Origin of the sequence: Devosia sp. (assembly GCF_036676215.1) — a bacterium.
Taxonomy (GTDB): domain Bacteria; phylum Pseudomonadota; class Alphaproteobacteria; order Rhizobiales; family Devosiaceae; genus Devosia.
The window spans coordinates 151,312-168,949 of sequence record NZ_JAKFDJ010000052.1; the positions used below are offsets into that span (position 1 = coordinate 151,312).

Annotated in this window: 11 protein-coding genes; 7 read left to right on the plus strand and 4 right to left on the minus strand. The window is 64.2% G+C overall.

Features of this window, described 5'->3' with window-relative positions; genetic code table 11:
- Positions 1-9 precede the first annotated feature (9 nt).
- Positions 10-1,884: an autotransporter assembly complex protein TamA gene (locus tag V6M52_RS05105; protein ID WP_332700112.1), complete on the plus strand. Its 1,875-nt coding sequence runs from the start codon at positions 10-12 to the stop codon at positions 1,882-1,884.
- Positions 1,884-6,230, plus strand: a complete 4,347-nt coding sequence (locus V6M52_RS05110; RefSeq protein ID WP_332700115.1) for a translocation/assembly module TamB domain-containing protein — start codon at positions 1,884-1,886, stop codon at positions 6,228-6,230. The genes V6M52_RS05105 and V6M52_RS05110 overlap by 1 nt, the downstream gene beginning before the upstream one ends.
- Before the next feature lie 171 nt (positions 6,231-6,401).
- On the opposite strand, the gene V6M52_RS05115 is transcribed toward V6M52_RS05110, so the two are convergent.
- Genes V6M52_RS05115 through V6M52_RS05130 form a run of 4 tightly spaced genes read right to left on the minus strand, consistent with a single transcriptional unit; the run spans position 6,402 to position 12,166 of the window.
- Entirely contained in the window at positions 6,402-8,252 is a 1,851-nt protein-coding gene (locus tag V6M52_RS05115) for an extracellular solute-binding protein (protein WP_332700118.1), read from the minus strand.
- A gap of 49 nt (positions 8,253-8,301) precedes the next feature.
- The gene (locus tag V6M52_RS05120; protein WP_332700121.1) at positions 8,302-9,930 is read right to left on the minus strand and encodes an ABC transporter ATP-binding protein; all 1,629 of its coding nucleotides are present in this window, start codon (positions 9,928-9,930) and stop codon (positions 8,302-8,304) included.
- Entirely contained in the window at positions 9,927-11,069 is a 1,143-nt protein-coding gene (locus V6M52_RS05125; protein WP_332700124.1) for an ABC transporter permease, read from the minus strand. The genes V6M52_RS05120 and V6M52_RS05125 overlap by 4 nt, the downstream gene beginning before the upstream one ends.
- Complete coding sequence (locus V6M52_RS05130; protein WP_332687455.1) at positions 11,066-12,166, minus strand: microcin C ABC transporter permease YejB; 1,101 nt, start codon at positions 12,164-12,166, stop codon at positions 11,066-11,068. Before V6M52_RS05130 ends, V6M52_RS05125 begins: the two co-directional genes overlap by 4 nt.
- Positions 12,167-12,669: 503 nt before the next feature.
- Here V6M52_RS05130 and V6M52_RS05135 point away from each other — a divergent pair.
- From V6M52_RS05135 to sucC, 5 genes are all read left to right on the plus strand, one after another.
- A complete protein-coding gene (locus V6M52_RS05135; RefSeq protein ID WP_332700127.1) occupies positions 12,670-12,903 on the plus strand; it encodes a hypothetical protein in 234 nt (77 codons plus the stop codon).
- A 119-nt stretch (positions 12,904-13,022) separates the two neighbouring features.
- On the plus strand, positions 13,023-13,634 hold the full coding sequence (locus tag V6M52_RS05140) for an AprI/Inh family metalloprotease inhibitor (RefSeq protein WP_332700130.1): 612 nt from the start codon (positions 13,023-13,025) through the stop codon (positions 13,632-13,634).
- Between the two features lie 241 nt (positions 13,635-13,875).
- Positions 13,876-14,988, plus strand: coding sequence for a cell division protein ZapE (zapE, locus tag V6M52_RS05145; protein WP_442881815.1), 1,113 nt, complete (start codon positions 13,876-13,878; stop codon positions 14,986-14,988).
- A 306-nt stretch (positions 14,989-15,294) separates the two neighbouring features.
- Positions 15,295-16,257: a malate dehydrogenase gene (gene mdh / locus V6M52_RS05150; protein ID WP_332688020.1), complete on the plus strand. Its 963-nt coding sequence runs from the start codon at positions 15,295-15,297 to the stop codon at positions 16,255-16,257.
- A gap of 184 nt (positions 16,258-16,441) precedes the next feature.
- Entirely contained in the window at positions 16,442-17,635 is a 1,194-nt protein-coding gene (gene sucC / locus V6M52_RS05155; protein WP_332700138.1) for an ADP-forming succinate--CoA ligase subunit beta, read from the plus strand.
- The last annotated feature ends 3 nt before the right edge of the window (positions 17,636-17,638 follow it).

The following is a 17,638-nucleotide window of genomic DNA, read 5'->3' on the forward strand; positions in this document are numbered from 1 at the left end:
TTTGGCGCCTTGTGTGTTGCCCTGGCCGGTTTCGGCGTGACGGCGGCGCCTGTTGCTGCATTCGAAATCTTCGGCATGAAGTTTTTCGAGGATGAGAGCGACGCCGATGCGGTGATCGCCGATCCGCAGCCCTATTCCGTCATCATCACAGTCAATGCGACGGGCGACGTCGAGAGCGCGGTGCGCAATGCCTCGGCGCTGGTAGCCGACCAGAACGAGCCTGCCTCGGGCGCCGCGGGCCTTTTGGCCAAGGCACGGGGTGATTATCGGCGGATCGTCGCGGCGCTCTACAATGAAGGTCACTACGGCGGCACGGTGAGCATTCGCGTCGGCGGGGTGGAGGCGGCCAATCTGGCGCCAGACGTCGACCTGCCCGATCCGGTGGATGTGGCCGTGGTCGTCGATCCGGGTCCGCTGTTCCGGTTCAGCAGCGTCAACCTGATCAACCAGGCGGTGCCGACAAGCGATTCCTTCGACCATGTCGAGCCACCGTTGAGCGCAGGCTTTGGGACAGGGGAAATCGCCAAGTCTTCGGTGATCCTGCGGGCCGAGCAACTGGCGCTGGAGGCGTGGCGGCAGCAGGGGCATGCCAAGGCGGCGATCGTCAGCCGCGACGTGGTGGCGGACCATGCCTCGCAACTGGTCGATGTGACCATTACGGTCAATCCTGGCCCCAAGGCCGCGTTCGGCGCGGTGACGGTGACCGGGACGGAGCGGATGGACCCCGAATTCGTGCGGCGCCAGACCGGACTGACCGAGGGCGAGGAATATGATCCCGACGAGCTGGCGCTGGCGCAGCGACGGCTCGACCGGCTCGAAGTGTTCCGGGCGGCGCGGCTGGAAGCGGCCGAAGCGATCGGGAGCGATGGCCTGCTGCCCTACAATCTCATCGTGCAGGAACTGCCGGGGCGGCGGTTTGGCGTGGGCGCGAATTATTCGACCGTGGACGGGCTGGGGCTGGAAGCGTTCCATCTGTGGCGGAACCTGTTCGGGCAGGCCGAGCGTTTGCGGCTCGATGCGCGGGTGGCCAGCATTGCCTGGCCGATCGACACGGCGCAGTTCGACTATTTCTTTGGCGGCACCTTCACCAAGCCGGGGATGTTTACCCCTGATACCGATCTCATCGCGGCCGTCTCGGCGGAACGAACGATCTATCCGACGTATAGCGAAACGTCGGCGGCGGGGCGGGTGGGGCTGACGCATATGCTGTCGGACCAGATCACGCTCGAAGGCGGGACGCAGTTCGAGATCAACCGGTTCGATGACGCGTTCGGCACGCGCGACTTCAAGACCGTCGGACTCTATGGTGGCGCGGTATTGGATTTCCGCAACGACAGCGTGGACGCCACCAGCGGCTGGTATGGCGCGGTCAATCTCGAGCCCTTCTATGAATTGAACTACGGCAATGCGGCGGCGCGGATGACGGTCGAGGGCCGCACCTATTTCGGCTTTGGCGAAGATGACCCCTTCGTGCTGGCGGGGCGGCTGAAGGTCGGGGCGCTGGTGGGGCCGAGCCTGGCGGAAATCCCGCCCGACAAGCTGTTCTTTGCCGGCGGCGGCGGCTCTGTGCGCGGCTATGGGTTCAAATCCATCGGCGTCGACAATGGCGCGGGCGTGATCACCGGCGGGCGCTACCTGCTGGAAGCCTCGATCGAGGCGCGGGCCAAGGTGACCGAGGATATCGGCGTGGTCGGCTTCGTCGACGGCGGCTATGTGGCGGCCGACGTGTTTCCGGCGCTGACCGATCTGCGGATCGGGGCGGGCGTCGGCGTGCGCTATTATACCGGGCTGGGGCCGCTGCGGCTGGACGTGGCCGTGCCGCTCAACAAGCGGGCGGGCGACCCCGACTATGCGCTCTATGTCGGCATAGGGCAGGCCTTCTGATGGCCCGGCTCTACGCATTGCCGCGGCGGCTGATCGTCCTCCTGTTCGTGCTGGTCGGGCTGGCCGTGCCTGCTGCCATTGTGGCGCAGGACGTGCTGTCGATGAACAATGAAGAGCAGAAGGACTGGCTGACCAGTTTCGTCCAGGACCAGTTGTCGACGCCGGAACGGCAGATCAGGCTGTCCAATATCGAGGGCTTCCTCGGTTCGGACGTCTCGGTGCGCGAGATCACCATCTCGGACACCGAAGGGGTCTGGCTGCGCGTCAACAATGCCACGCTCAACTGGAATCAGGCGGCTCTGTTCACCGGGCGGCTGGAAGTGCGCTCGATCAAGGCCGATTCCATCGACTATATCCGCAATGCCGTGCCGGCCGAGGGGGCGGTGGACTTGCCGCCGCCGGAAGCGGGCGGGCTCGCGGTACCGGAATTTCCGGTGGCGATCATCTTTGAGGAACTGAGCGTACCCTCGGTGACGTTCGGCGAGAACGTGTTCGGGCTGGGTTCGGAAATTTCGCTGGCCGGGGCGCTGACGCTGGAGGGCGGCAATCTCGATGCCAATCTGGATATCGTGCGGCTGGACGGTCCGGGCGGGACGCTCGACCTAGATGTGGCCTATCAGCGGGCCGACAATGTGGTCGATGTGAACCTGTCGCTGGTGGAGCCGGAAAACGGTGTCATCGCCAACCTGCTCAATATCGAGAACAGGCCCGCAGTGACGCTGATGCTGGCGGGCACTGGGCCGGTGACCGACTTGCGCGGTGATCTGGTGTTGCTGGCCAATGGGCAGACGGCGCTGTCGGGGCTAGCCACGGTCAGCCAGCTGGCGGAGGGCATTGCCATAGCCGCCGATTTGCGTGGGCCGCTGTCGACGCTGATCGCCGAACCCTATCGGCCGTTCTTCGGCGCCGAGACGGCGCTGACGGCCAATGCGCTGGTGCGGTCCGAGGGCGGGATTTCCGTTACCGGGCTACGGCTGACCGGCGGGCAGCTTTCACTAGAAGGGGCGGCGGAGACGACGCCGGACAATTTCCTGAGGTCGCTGACGCTGAACGCGGTGGTCGCCGATACGGCAGGCGGACAGGTGATCCTGCCGGTGCCGGGCAGCGCGACGCGGCTGGGTTCGGCGCAGTTGAGCATCGACTATGGCGGGCAGGCCGGCGATAGCGCCACCAACTGGTCGGCCAATCTGGCGGTAAAGGATTTCGAGCAGCCGGGCTTTGCCGCGGACACCGTGGCGCTGACGCTGGGCGGCGTCGCATCGGCGCTGGACGATCCGACAGCGCGCCGGCTGACCTTCAATGGCGATGGAACGGTCTCGGGGATCGCGGGCTCCGATGAGGTCCGGGCGGCGCTGGGCGACAGCATCGGTATCGGCATTGCCGGGCTGTGGAATGCTGGCGAGCCGGTGCAGCTGGCTGAGTTCCGTGTGGCGGGCGCCGCGCTGACGGCGGCGCTGGCCGGGCAGCTGGACGGTTTTGATTTTATCGGCGACATCAATCTTGAGACGTCGAGCATTGCGCCCTTCTCGGGGCTCGCGGGACGCGAGTTGGATGGGGGGCTGGCGCTGCGGGCCAGCGGCTCGATCATGCCGCTGAGCGGCGGGTTCGACCTGACGCTGGACGGTACGGGCAGCAATCTGGCGATCGATGACGAAATTGCCGACCGGCTGCTGGCCGGGACGGTCGAGCTGAGCGGTCGGGTGGCCCGCACCGAGGCCGGGCTGACGGCGGAGAATTTCCGCATCGCCAACCAGCAGGTGCAGATCCTGGCCGATGGCACCTATGCCAGCGCGCTGGCCGATTTCACTTTCAACCTGGACCTGAGCGACCTGGCGCTGTTGTCGGACCAGGCGAGCGGCGCGCTCGCGGTGGTGGGCACGGCCAAGGGCGCCGAGAGTGTGATCGATCTCAATCTCGATGCGCGTGTCGCCAGTGGCGAACTGGCCGGGCGGGCGTTACGCGACGGCCAGGTCGGCTTTGTGGGGCGCTACAATGTCGACCGGCTCGACGGCAAGATTGCTGGCGCCGGATCTCTGGACGGATTCCGCACCACACTGGCGGCCGACGTCAGTCTGACGCCGAGCGCGCAATCGCTGGGTGCCATCGACTTTCAGGCGGCAGGGACGCGGATCACCGGCGGGCTGACGCGGACGCTGCTGACCGGGTTGATCGATGGCGGGTTGACCATGGTGTCGCCCGACGTGTCAGTGCCGGCAGCACTGGCGCTGCTCGATGCCGAAGGGGCCGTCAATGCCGAGGTGACGCTGGCGCCGGTCGAGGGCAAGCAGGGCGCGACGGTGCGTGGCGATGTGCGCGGGCTGGTGGTCAACGATATTGCAGTCGGGGCGGCCGATATCAATGCGACGGTGGCGGACCTGTTCGGCGTGCCGGTGGTGGATGGCGCGGCCAATGCCAGCGACGTGTCGGCGGCGGGTGTCGATATCGACAGGCTGACGGCGCGGGCGACTCAGAGTGGCGCGACGACTGCGTTCGACGCGCAGGCGGCGCTGGCGACGGGCACGGATGTGGATATAGCCGGGTCACTGACACCGGTCTCGGACGGCTATAGCCTTGCGGTGGACCGGGCCGAACTGCGGCAGGGCGCGCTATCGGCGCGGCTGGCGCAGCCGACCGTGCTGCAGGTGACGGGCTCCAGCGTGGCTGTGGATGCCGTGCGATTCGACGTTGGATCGGGTTCGGTCACCGCGACCGGATCGGCAGGTGAAACGCTGGGTATTGCGCTTGAGATCAATTCGCTACCGCTGTCGATCGCCAATGCCGTGGTGCCCGACCTGCAACTGGCGGGCACACTCAATGGACGCGCGAGCATTACCGGGACCGGCAGCGATCCGCAGGTGAGCTTTGAGGCGCGGGCCGAGGGCGTCAATGCTGCTGCGATCCGCGAATTCGGCATTGCGCCGCTGACGGCTGCTGCGAATGGGACATTCCGCAATGGCACGGTGACGCTGGCCTCGCTGAGCGCCAATGGTTCGGGCGGGCTGACGATCAGTGGTTCGGGCAGTGTGCCGCTGGAAGGCAATGGGCTCAATCTGGCGCTGCAGGGCTCGGCACCGCTGGCGCTGGGCAACCGCTTTGTCGCCGACCGCGGCGGGCAGCTGAGCGGTGTGCTGACGCTGGATGCGCGGGTGACGGGGAGCCTTGCCAGCCCGCAATTTGGCGGACGGGTTTCGACCAGCGGGGCCGGCTATGTCGATCCCGAACTCAATCTGCGGCTGCAGGGCGTCAGCGGTTCGGCGAGCCTCAATGGCAACAATCTGGTGGTCGAGAACCTTGCAGGCAGCCTGGCGACGGGCGGAACGGTTTCGGCGTCGGGTTCAATCGGTCTGTCGGGTGGTTTTCCGGCCGATCTGCGCGTGGCGCTCAATTCGGCGCGCTATGCCGATGGCAATCTGTTCGTCGCGACGCTCTCGGGCAATCTGGCGCTGACGGGGAACCTCACCGGCTCGCCCTTGCTGAGCGGCGACGTGCTGGTTGAGGAAGCCAACATCACCGTGCCGGAGAATTTCGGCGGCGGGGCGCAGTTGATCGACGTCGAGCATGTGCGCGCGCCGCCGGCAGTGGAGCAGACCCTGGCGCGGGCGCGAATTGACGACCGCAGTGGCGCGCCCATTCCGCAGAGCCGGCCGGCGGGGCTGGTGCTTGACATCAATCTCAGCGCGCCCAACCAGATCTTCATCCGCGGTCGTGGGCTGGACGCCGAAATGGGCGGAACGGTGCGGCTGACCGGGCCGATCAACGATATCCAGCCGGTGGGCGGCTTCTCGCTCAATCGCGGGCGGCTTTCGATCCTGGGGCAGCGCGTGACGTTCGAGAGCGGTACGGTGACGCTGGTGGGCGATCTCGATCCGTTCCTCAACCTGGTGGCGCGTACCGAAGGGGAGGGGATTACGGTGTTCGTAACCGTCTCTGGCCGTGCATCGGATATCAATGTGACGTTCAGCTCAAGCCCGGCGCTGCCGCAGGACGAAGTGCTGAGCCGGCTGATCTTCAACCGCTCGATGGGCGAGCTCTCGCCCCTGCAACTGGCCCGGCTGGCCGGCGCGGCGGCCGAACTGGTGGGCGGCGGCGGTGGCGGGCTGGTCGACAGCCTGCGTGGCGCGGCCGGGCTGGCCGACCTCGATATCGTCACCGACGACAGCGGCAATGTTGCGGTGCAGGCGGGGACCTATATCCAGGACAATGTCTATCTGGGTGTACAGGCCGGGGCCAATGGGCAGAACAAGGTGACGATCAACCTTGATGTGACCGATGATCTCAAGGTGACGGGCGCCGCCGGGCAGGACGGCAATTCGAGCCTGGGTGTGTTCTACGAGCGGGACTATTAGTGCCGGTGCTACTGGCTTGCCTTATCAGCTCAACCAAACTGGATTGTCACCCTCGGACTTGACCCGAGGGCTCTGTACTTCGGTCAAGGCCTGGCAAGTGAAGAGCCCTCGGGTCAAGCCCGAGGGTGACGAGCAGTGGGCTGGGTTGATGTGTGCCCGCACCAACAAGCCCTACTGCGCCCCACCCGTCTTGGCCGCCTTTTCGGCGTCCCACCACCAGATGGTGGGGAAGCCCGAGGAGAATTCCGGCAGGGTTTCGGGGTGGCTGAAGCGGTCCCAGCGAGCGATGCGGGCGTTGCGCAGGGTGTAGCCTGGGACAACATAGTGGTGATGCAGCAGGGTGCGATCCAGCGCGGCGGTGATGGCCAACTGGGTGTCGCGGTCATCGGCTATGACCAGCTTGTCGATGAGGGCATCGATGCCAGGATCGGCGATGCCGGCATAGTTCTGCGAGCCTTCCTCATTGGCGGTTGACGAGCCGAAGAAGAAGCGCTGCTCATTGCCGGGCGAGAAGGACTGCCGCCACTGGGTGTAGATCATGTCGTAGTCGAAGCTGCGCAGGCGATTGATATATTGCGGCGCGTCGACAAGGCGAATGGTGGCGGTGACGCCGATCTGCCCCAGATTGTTGACCAGGTTCTGGAACATGGGCTCGAGCGTCGGCTGATTGCTGAGGATTTCGATGGTCAGCTGCTGGCCATCGGCATCGACCAGCTGGGTGCCGTTGAGTGTGTAACCGGCCTGGGTGAACAGATCGAGCGCGGTGCGCAGATTGGCGCGCAGCTTGGCCGGATCGCCACTGACCGGGTTGGTATAGGGCTCGGTGAAGACCGTGGGCGGCACCAGGTCCTTGACTGAGTTCAATACCTCAAGCTCCTCGCCCTCGGGCAGGCCGGTCGAGGCGAAGGGCAGGCCGAAGAAGTAGCTGTCGACGCGCTCATACTGGCCATAGAACAGGGTCTGGTTGAGGGCCTCGAAGTCGAAGGCGTAATTCAGCGCTTCGCGCACCAGCGGGTCCTGGAATTTCTCACGGCGCAGATTGGGAATGAAGCCGACCATCAGCCCATTGCCGTTATAGTCCTGCGGGAAGAGCTCCTGCACAATCCGGCCCTGCTGGACGGCGGGAAAATCGAATGCGGTGGCCCAGCGGCGGGCAGTGTATTCGTTCCACCAGTCGAACTGGTCGCCCTTGAAGGCTTCGAACCAGACGGTCTCATCGAGGAAATACTCGATGACGTATTCGTCGAAATTGTTGGTACCGACCTGGGTGGGATGATCGGCGCCCCAGTAATCCTCGACGCGCTTGTAGGAAATGGTGCGGCCGGCATCGAAGCTGTCGAGACGATAAGGGCCGGAGCCGAGTGGCGGCTCGAGGGTGGATTCGGCGATGTCGCGCTGCTTACCGCTTGCGTCGGTGCCCTCCCACCAATGTCGGGGCATGACCAGGACCTGGCCGAGGATGTGGGGCAGTTCGCGATTGCCGGTCTGGTCGAAGCTGAAGGTGACCTCGCCGGGGGCGGTGACTTCGGCCTTGGTGATATTGGCGTAATATTGAGCGTAGTTGGGGCTGAGCTCGCGCGTCTTGTCGAAGGACCAGACGACGTCCTCGGCCGTCACAGGCTCGCCATCGTGCCATTTGGCGTCGGGGTCCATGCGGAAGGTGACCGAGTCATAGTCGGGCGCCACCTTCATGGCTTCGGCCAGCAGGCCATAGGAGGTGTTGACCTCGTCCAAGGAGGGGGTCAGCAGGGTTTCGTAGAGCAGGCCGATGCCGCCGGCGACTTCGCCCTTGGGCAGGATGGGGTTGAAGGTATCAAAGCCCCCCATGTCGCCCATCCGCACCGTGCCGCCCTTGGGGGCATCGACATTGACGTAGTCGAAATGGGTGAAGCCCTCGGGATATTTGGGGCTATCGGTCAGGGAATCCGCGTGGACCCAGACATCGGTCGGGGTCTGGGCCAGCGCCGGGGCCATGAAAGCGAGCAGCAGGCCGGCGGCGGCGAGGAGGGGTGCGAACTTCATCGGACGGCTCCGGGATTGCAGTTTGATGACAGCAGACTAGGCGCAATCGTCATGGCGTGACAGGGGGCGCCGGATCAAGACTTTGCGGGTGGACAACGGCCAGATCGAAGGCGGCGGCCATGAGCGCGCGGGTATATTCGGACTGTGGCGCGGCAAAGATATCGGCGGCGGATCCTTGTTCGACAATCTTGCCATTGCGCATGACGATGAGCTGATTGGCCAGGGCCCGCACGACCTTGAGATCGTGAGAAATGAACATGTAGGTGAGGCCGCGCCGCTGCTGGATGTCGCGCAGCAGATCGACCACCTGGGCCTGGATGGAGACGTCGAGCGCCGAGGTGGGCTCGTCGAGCACGACGAATTTGGGTTCGAGCACCATGGCGCGGGCGATGGCGATGCGCTGGCGCTGGCCCCCAGAGAATTCGTGGGGGTAGCGGAAGCGGGTATCCGGGGCGAGACCGACCTCTTCGAGCGCCTTGACGACGCGGGCATCGCGCTCTTTCGCGCCGATTTGCGGCGCGTGGACGGCAAGGCCTTCACCAATGATGCGATCGACCGAGAGGCGGGGGCTCAAAGAGCCATAGGGGTCCTGGAAGACGATCTGCATATCGGCGCGCAGCGGGCGCATGGCTTTCCAGGAGCGGGCGTGGATCTCGTTGCCAAGGACGACGATACGGCCATCGGAGGGCAGGAGGCGCAGGACCGCATAGCCGAGGGTGGATTTGCCGGAGCCGCTTTCGCCCACGACGCCGAGGGTCTCGCCGCGGCGAATGGAGAGATCGACGCCGTCCACGGCCTTGATGTGGCCCACGGTGCGCTTGAAGATGCCGCGTTTGATGGGGAACCAGACTTTGAGGTCGGTGACATCGACGATGGAAGGGGCGGCGGGATCGGAGAGTGGCGGGACTCCCCGCGGCTCGGCGGCGAGGAGGTGCCGCGTATAGGCGTGCTGCGGATCGGCAAAGAGCGGCGCGACCGGGCCGGTTTCGACGATTTCGCCATTGGTCATGACGCAGACGCGGTCGGCGATGCGTCGGACAATGCCCAGATCGTGGGTGATGAACAGCATGGCCATGCCAAGGCGGCTCTGCAGGTCCTTGAGCAGGGTGAGAATCTGCGCCTGCACGGTGACATCGAGGGCCGTGGTGGGCTCGTCGGCGATCAGCAGGTCGGGCTCGTTGGCCAGGGCCATGGCGATCATGACGCGCTGGCGCTGGCCGCCCGAGAGCTGGTGCGGATAGGCAGCGAGACGACTGGCCGGATCGGGAATGCCGACGGCGTCGAGCAGTTCGAGCGTGCGCTTGCGGGCGGCGGTGGCGCGCAGGCCCCGATGAATGGCGAGGACTTCCCCAATCTGGCGCTCGACGGTGTGCACCGGATTGAGCGAGCTCATCGGTTCCTGAAAGATCATCGAGATATCGTTGCCGCGCACGGCCCGCAGTTCGCCGGGCGGCGCGGTGACGAGGTCCTGGCCCTTGAACAGGATCTGGCCGGTGACCTGCGCCGTGGCCGGCAGGAGCCTGAGGATGGAGAGAGCGGTGACGGATTTGCCGGAGCCGCTTTCGCCGACCAGGGCGACCGTTTCGCCGGGAGCGATGTCCAGGGCGATGTTGCGCGTGGCCGCATTGGCGCCGAAGGCAATGGTGAGATCGCGGATAGAGAGGAGGGGCGCGGTCATGCGATCGACTTTCGCGGATCGAAGGCATCGCGGACGGCTTCACCGACGAAGACCAGCAGGGTCATCATGGTCGCGATGGTGAAAAAGCCGGTGAGACCGAGCCAGGGCGCCTGGAGGTTGTTCTTGCCCTGGGCCAGCAATTCGCCGAGCGAGGGCGAGCCGGGGGGCAGGCCGAAGCCGAGCAGGTCGAGCGAGGTGAGAGTGACCACGGAGCCGGAGAGAATGAAGGGCATGAAGGTGAGCGTCGCCACCATGGCGTTGGGCAGCAGGTGGCGGAACATGATGGTGATGTTGGAGACGCCGAGGGCGCGGGCGGCGGCGATATACTCGAAATTGCGGCCGCGCAGGAATTCGGCGCGCACGATGCCGACCAGTGAGACCCAGGAGAAGAGCAGCAGAATGCCCAGCAGAACCCAGAAATTGGGGGCGATGACCGAGGAGATGATGAGCAGCAGATAGAGGGCGGGGATGGAGGTCCAGATCTCGATGAAGCGCTGGAACAGCAGGTCGACCCAGCCGCCGAAATAGCCCTGCACGGCGCCGGCGACGACGCCGATGACCGAGGAGAGAATGGTCAGCGTCAGGCCGAACAGGATCGAGATGCGGAAGCCGTAGAGCAGCCGCGCGACGACATCGCGACCGCTGGCATCGGTGCCGAGCCAGTGATAATTGCCCCGATGGCAATTGGGGTCGGCCGCCTGCAGCGGATAGCGGGCGCAGTTTTCGGCCTGGGTCATGATCCAGCTGGGCGCGACGGCGCCGGAATAGGGCAGGAAGCCATCGACCGTGCCGTAGCTGAAGCGGATCGGCGGCCAGATGGCCCAGCCATTGGCTTCAATCTCGGCAGCGATGAAGTCGTCGCGGTAATTGGTGATGGCGAGGAAGCCTCCGAACCTGGATTCGGGGTAGTCGACAAAGGCGGGAAACAGCAGTTCGCCCTTGTAGGAGGCGATGATGGGCTTGTCGTTGGCGATGAATTCGGAGCCGAGGGTGGCCAGGAATAGCGCGAGGAAAATCCACAGCGACCAGTAGCCGCGGCGATTGGCGCGGAAATTGGCGAGCCGGCGCGCGCTGAGTGGGGAGAGCAAGCGGTTGCGCGGCGCCTCGATGGCCGCGGCCTGTGTCGCCATCTCGCTCATACTTCGCGGCTTTCGAAATCGAGGCGCGGATCGACCCACATATAGGCGAGGTCCGAGATCAGCGCGATGACCAGCCCGAGCAGGGAGAAGATGTAGAGCGTGGCAAAGACCACCGGATAGTCGCGGCTGACCACCGACTGGAAGCCGAGCAGGCCCAGGCCATCGAGCGAGAAGATGGTCTCGATCAGCAGCGAGCCGCCGAAGAAGGCGCCGATGAAGGCGCCGGGAAAGCTGGCGATGATCAGCATCATGGCATTGCGGAAGACGTGGCGATAGAGCACCTGGTTTTCCGTCAGCCCCTTGGCGCGGGCGGTGGTGACATATTGCTTGCCGATCTCGTCGATGAACGAGTTCTTGGTCAGCAGCGTGGTCGTCGCGAAGGCGCCCAGGCCCATGGAGATGATGGGCAGGGTCAGGTGCCAGAAATAGTCGAGTATCTGCCGCCACCAGGGGAAGCTGTCAAAGCCCGGCGACGTGAGGCCGCGTAGCGGGAAGATCGACCAGAAGCTGCCACCAGCGAACAGCACAATCAGCGCGATGGCGACGAGGAAGCCGGGGATGGCGTAGCCGATGATGACCACAGTCGAGGTCCAGATATCGAAGCGCGAGCCGTCAGTGACGGCCTTCTTGATGCCAAGCGGGATCGAGATGCCATAGGCGATGAAGGTCATCCACAGGCCGAGCGATATGGAGACCGGCATCTTTTCGAGCACAAGGTCGATGACGGAGATGTCGCGATAGTAGCTGTCGCCGAAATCGAAGCGGAGATAGTTCCAAAGCATCATACCGAAGCGTTCGAGCGGGGGCTTGTCGAAGCCGAACTGCTTTTCGATGCGAGCGACCAGGTCGGGCGACAGGCCCTGGCTGCCACGATAGGTCGAGCCGCCCTGCTGGGTCTGGGGCGCCTGGCCTCCGAGGTCGCCGCCACCGCCGCCCGAGATGCGCTCGGCAATCGAGGAATTCTGGCCGGAGAGATTGGCGAGGGCCTGCTCGACCGGGCCGCCGGGGGCGAACTGGGTGATGATGAAAGAGATGGCCATGATGCCGAAGACGGTCGGGATCATCAGCAACAGGCGGCGGAGGATGTAGGCGCCCATCGGGTCTCCGGGCAGACGAGTTTGCGTGGAGCTAAGCGCTGGGCCGTTCCGCCAGCAAATCACCATGCGGTGAAACGGCTTGAGCCAAGTGCATCACTTTGATGAAGGCTTAGCAAGCTTCGAACCGTCCCGCAGGGCAAATCGCTCCAGTGGAGCGATTTGAGGCGAGAAGGCCATGAGGGCTATGCCCGAATGGCGGTTGGAAGGGGCACGAAGCCGATCCACCACCCCGCGCGTAATTCCCCATCAAAGGGAGACTAGGAGAGGGCACGAGAGCCCCGATATCCGGCCTAAACATCCCCCACCCTTGATCTTGCCATTCGAGCACAGCTCTCATGGCCTTGATCGCTAAGATTGCTCCGCTGGAGCAATCTTGCCCGTTGGGGCCGCTCTCAAGCCCGCAAGGGGGAGGTGTCGACTGAGAGATCGCGCCAGTGGCCGCGCAATAATCCTTGCCCATCAAACCCACTCCCGGCAGGATCGGGCGACAACGAGGAGCCTTCATGGCCTACCAGATCATTGCCAAAGCCAAGAATGCGTCCATGGCCAGGGCGCTCGAAGTGGCATTGCGGGCCTATGGATTTCATCCACTGGAACAGGGTGAGGGCGGGTTGCCGGGAGTGCCGAATCTGTTTGGCCCAGACGGCGTGCCGGTGCAGGTGCCCGAGGAAGAGGCCGGTGATGCAACTGTCCTGGCCGCGGAACTGTTGAAGGAGATGGCAACGCCCGACCCATAAAGGCCATATTGATGTGCCTTTGCTCGAGTGCGGACCGGGCGGTTGAACGCAGCGCGGGCTTTGGCTATAAGCCAGCCCAGCTGTTAACCTTTATTAAGCCTTAGGGCAGGAGCGAACCCATGACGGTTTGGATGCGCGGATCGTTGTCCGCGGTGGGCGTGGCGGCAATCGCCGTTGTGCTGGCGGCGTGCCAATCTACCGGTTCTAATACAGCCAACCTCAATACGATCGGGGCTCCGGCCCAGTTGCAGCCGGTGCAAACATCGACCGTGCAGCAGGGCACGCTGCCCGCTCTCGGCGCGACCGGCACCGTGGCGCCCGGCCTTTCCGGCCAGCCTGTGCTGGGCGGTGTTCCAGCCAACCAGACGGCGATGGCAGCGCCTACTACCTCGGCCAATCCGGGTGGCTCTATCGTTTCGCTTGATCCACTGGCCCAGCCAGTTGCCGGCGGCATGAGTGCCGGCCCCGAAGGGGTATGGAATGTGGTGGCCGGCGCCGCCACCTGCCGCATCAACCTGCCAATGACGGCCAAGACCGGTACGAGCTACTATCGTGCCTCTGCCCCGGGTTGCACCGTGCCGCAGATCGCCTCCGTCACCGGGTGGCAGCAGGTCGGCAGCCAACTCCAGCTCTATGATGACAACGGCAATATCGCCGCTTTCCTCGCGCCGAGTGCTGGCCGCTATATCGGTACCATGGGTGGTGGCCAGGCCATCTCCATGTCGCGCTGAGTTTTCGGTGAAGCCGGCCTGCAAATGGCCGGCTTCTGCGCTTCCGGTGCTGCCGCAATGTCCAGTAGACCTCATGGTGAGCCTGTCGAACCACGAGGTCGTGCCCGCATCGTGCCACGACCTCGTCCTTCGACAAGCTCAGGATGAGGTCTGCTGAGAGTCCTTCTGTTTGCCTTCGCGCCCCGCACGCTCCGTCCCTGTCGCTTCTACCGGACCCGTCAGCACCGCCTACGCGGAGCTGGTGGGTCGTGGTGTTGTGCTGGCCGATCCGGCGCAGCGCGAGGCGGCAGCGCTATTGGATGGCGTTCTGGCGGGGCTTGCGGCGGACAAGCCCAAGGGGCTGCTCGGCAAGCTGTTCGACAAAGGCGCGCCGGTGCGCGGGCTCTATCTCCATGGCGAGGTGGGGCGGGGCAAGACCATGCTTATGGACCTGTTCTTCGCCGCCGTACCGATCAAGCAAAAGCGGCGGGTGCATTTCCACGAGTTCATGGACGAGATCCATGCGGGCATGGCGAAATTCCGCAAGAGCGCCAAGGGCAAGGATGCCGATCCGGTCGAGGCAGTGGTGAAGCCCATCGTCAAATCTGGATTGCGGCTGCTGTGCCTCGATGAATTTCACGTGCATGACATCACCAATGCCATGCTGCTCTACCGTCTGTTCGACAAGCTGTTCGCGCAAGGCGTTACGCTGGTCGCCACCTCCAATGTCATCCCGGACGAGCTGTACAGGGATGGCCTCAATCGCCAGCTGTTCCTGCCGTTCATCGCGCTGCTCAAGACACACACAACAGTGGCGGGACTAGCGGCGGCGCAGGACTATCGCCGCATGAAGTTTGCCGGCCAGCATGTCTATGCCTATGGCACCGGGCCGGAGGTGAAGGCGGAGATGGACCGGCTGTGGCTGCGCATCACCGGTGGTGAGCCGGGACATCCGGATGTGGTCGAAAGCATCGGGCGGAAGATCCATGTGCCGCTGGTGGCGATGGGGGCAGCGCGGTTTGGCTTTGCCGATCTCTGCGAGAAGCCGCTGGGCTCGCGCGACTTCGTCCGGATTTCCCATCAGTTCGATTCGATCATCATCGACGGCGTGCCGCAGATGGGCCGCACCAAATCTGACGCGGCGAAAAGGTTCATCCTGCTGATCGACAATCTCTACGACCGCGGGGTGAAGCTGGGGGCCAGCTTCGCGGTGCCGCTCGAGCAACTGGGCAAGGACGACAAGACGGCGTTTGAATTCCAGCGCACGGTATCGCGACTGGTCGAGATGCAGTCGGAAGAATACCTGGCCAAGGCGCTGCGGGACGAACCGAGCATGGAAGGCCCGATCGAACTGGCTCGTCGCCCTCGGGCCTGACCCGAGGGATCTGTACTTACCGGACATTCAGCAAGTGTAGAGCCCTCGGGTCAGGCCCGAGAGTGACGAACTGTGTTTGGGGGAGGCAAACCGCCATTCGGGCACAGCCCTCATGGCCTTCTCGCCTCAAATCGCTCCACCGGAGCGATTTGCCCTGCGGGACAGCTCAAAGCCCTGCCCATCCGGCACCACCCCTTCGCTCATCAGCAAGGGTCAAATCGGCTTTACGACGAAGGGTTCACTTGCCCCTCCGGACCGACGGGGTTAAGAGGTGCGCCAATTCAACGCAGTCTGGGATGAGGACTAATGGCGCGCAAGAAGATCGCTCTTATCGGCTCGGGTCAGATCGGTGGAACTCTCGCCCACCTGGCAGCTCTCAAGGACCTTGGCGACATCGTATTGTTCGATATCGTCGATGGCGTGCCACAGGGCAAAGCGCTCGACATTTCCCAGTCGGCTCCGGTGGAAGGCTATGATGCCAAGATCACCGGCACCTCCAAGTATGAAGACCTCAAGGGCGCTGACGTGGTCATCGTCACTGCCGGCGTGCCGCGCAAGCCGGGCATGAGCCGCGACGACCTGCTCGAGATCAACCTCAAGGTGATGGAGCAGGTGGGCGCAGGCATTGCCAAGTACGCGCCCAAGGCTTTCGTCATCTGCATCACCAACCCGCTCGACGCCATGGTCTGGGCGCTGCAGAAGTTTTCTGGCCTGCCCACCAACCAGGTGATCGGCATGGCCGGCGTGCTGGACTCCTCGCGCTTCGTCCACTTCATCGCCGACGAACTCAAGGTTTCGGTCGAAGACATCAATGCCTTCGTGCTGGGCGGCCATGGCGACACCATGGTGCCGCTGGCCCGCTACTCGACCGTTGCCGGTATCCCGCTCACCGACATCGTCAAGATGGGCTGGATGAGCAAGGAAAAGCTCGACGCCATCATCCAGCGTACGCGTGATGGCGGCGCCGAGATTGTCGGCCTGCTCAAGACCGGCTCTGCCTTCTATGCGCCGGCCACTTCGGCAATTGCGATGGCCGAGAGCTATCTCAAGGACAAGAAGCGCGTGCTGCCCGCCGCGGCGTATCTGGATGGCCAGTATGGCGTGAAGGGCACCTATGTGGGTGTTCCGGTGGTGATCGGTGCCGGTGGCGCCGAGAAGATCATCGAAATCTCGCTGAACTCGGCTGAGCAGAAGGCATTCGACAAGTCAGTCGCGTCAGTCGAAGGCTTGATCGAGGCCTGCAAGAAGATCGCGCCCAAGCTCGCCTGAGACTGCCACCGCAGGAGGGTTCCCTTCCCCCTTTGAGGGGAGGGGTGGGGGAGGGGGTCGTTGTGCTTCTGCGCCAAACCCCGCCACCCCCACCCTCGATCCCTCCCCTCAAGGGGGAGGGAAGGCTGACTGAGACGCCGAATGTACAAGTCGGCACTAGAATTTCACCCGAAGGGTCAAGACAATGAATATCCATGAACACCAGGCCAAGGAACTGCTCAAGGGCTATGGCGCGCCGGTTGCGGCTGGCGTGGCGATCTTTTCGGCAGACGAAGCCGAGGCGGCCGCCAAGTCGCTGCCGGGGCCGCTCTATGTGGTCAAGAGCCAGATCCATGCCGGCGGACGCGGCAAGGGCAAGTTCAAGGAACTCGGGCCTGATGCCAAGGGCGGCGTGCGTCTCGCAAAGACCATCGACGACGTGGTCGCGTTCTCCAAGGAAATGCTGGGCAATACGCTGGTGACCAAGCAGACCGGCGACGCCGGCAAGCAGGTCAACCGCCTCTATATCGAAGACGGCGCTGACATTGCCCGCGAGCTGTATTGTTCGCTGCTGGTCAATCGCGAGAGCGGCCGGGTGTCGGTCGTGGTTTCGACCGAAGGCGGCATGGATATCGAGGCGGTTGCCGAGCACACGCCCGAGAAGATCATCACCGTCGATATCGACCCGACCGCCGGCGTCACCGAAGCCGATGTGGCCACCATCGTTGCGGCGCTGGCACTCGAAGGCGACGCCAAGACCGACGCCGCCAAGCTGTTCCCGATCCTCTACAAGGCATTTGTCGAGACCGACATGAGCCTGCTCGAGGTCAATCCGCTGATCGTGATGACCGACGGGCATCTGCGCGTGCTCGACGCCAAGGTGAGCTTCGACAACAACGCGGCGTTCCGCCACGAAGAGCTCAAACCCCTGCGCGACCTCAGCGAAGAAGACGCCAAGGAAATCGAAGCGTCCAAGTATGACCTCGCCTATGTGGCGCTGGACGGCAATATCGGCTGCATGGTCAATGGGGCGGGCCTGGCCATGTCCACCATGGACATCATCAAGCTCTATGGCGCAGAGCCCGCGAACTTCCTCGACGTGGGCGGCGGCGCCTCCAAGGAGAAGGTCACGGCAGCGTTCAAGATCATCACGGCCGATCCGGCGGTGAAGGGCATCTTGGTCAACATCTTCGGCGGCATCATGCGCTGCGATGTGATCGCCGAGGGCGTGATTGCCGCGGTCAAGGAAGTGGGTCTGCAGGTGCCGCTGGTGGTTCGCCTGGAAGGCACCAATGTCAAGGAAGGCAAGGCCATTCTTGACCAGTCCGGCCTCAACGTGATCTCGGCCGACGACCTCGATGATGCCGCCCAGAAGATCGTCAAGGCAGTGCAGGGCTAGCGC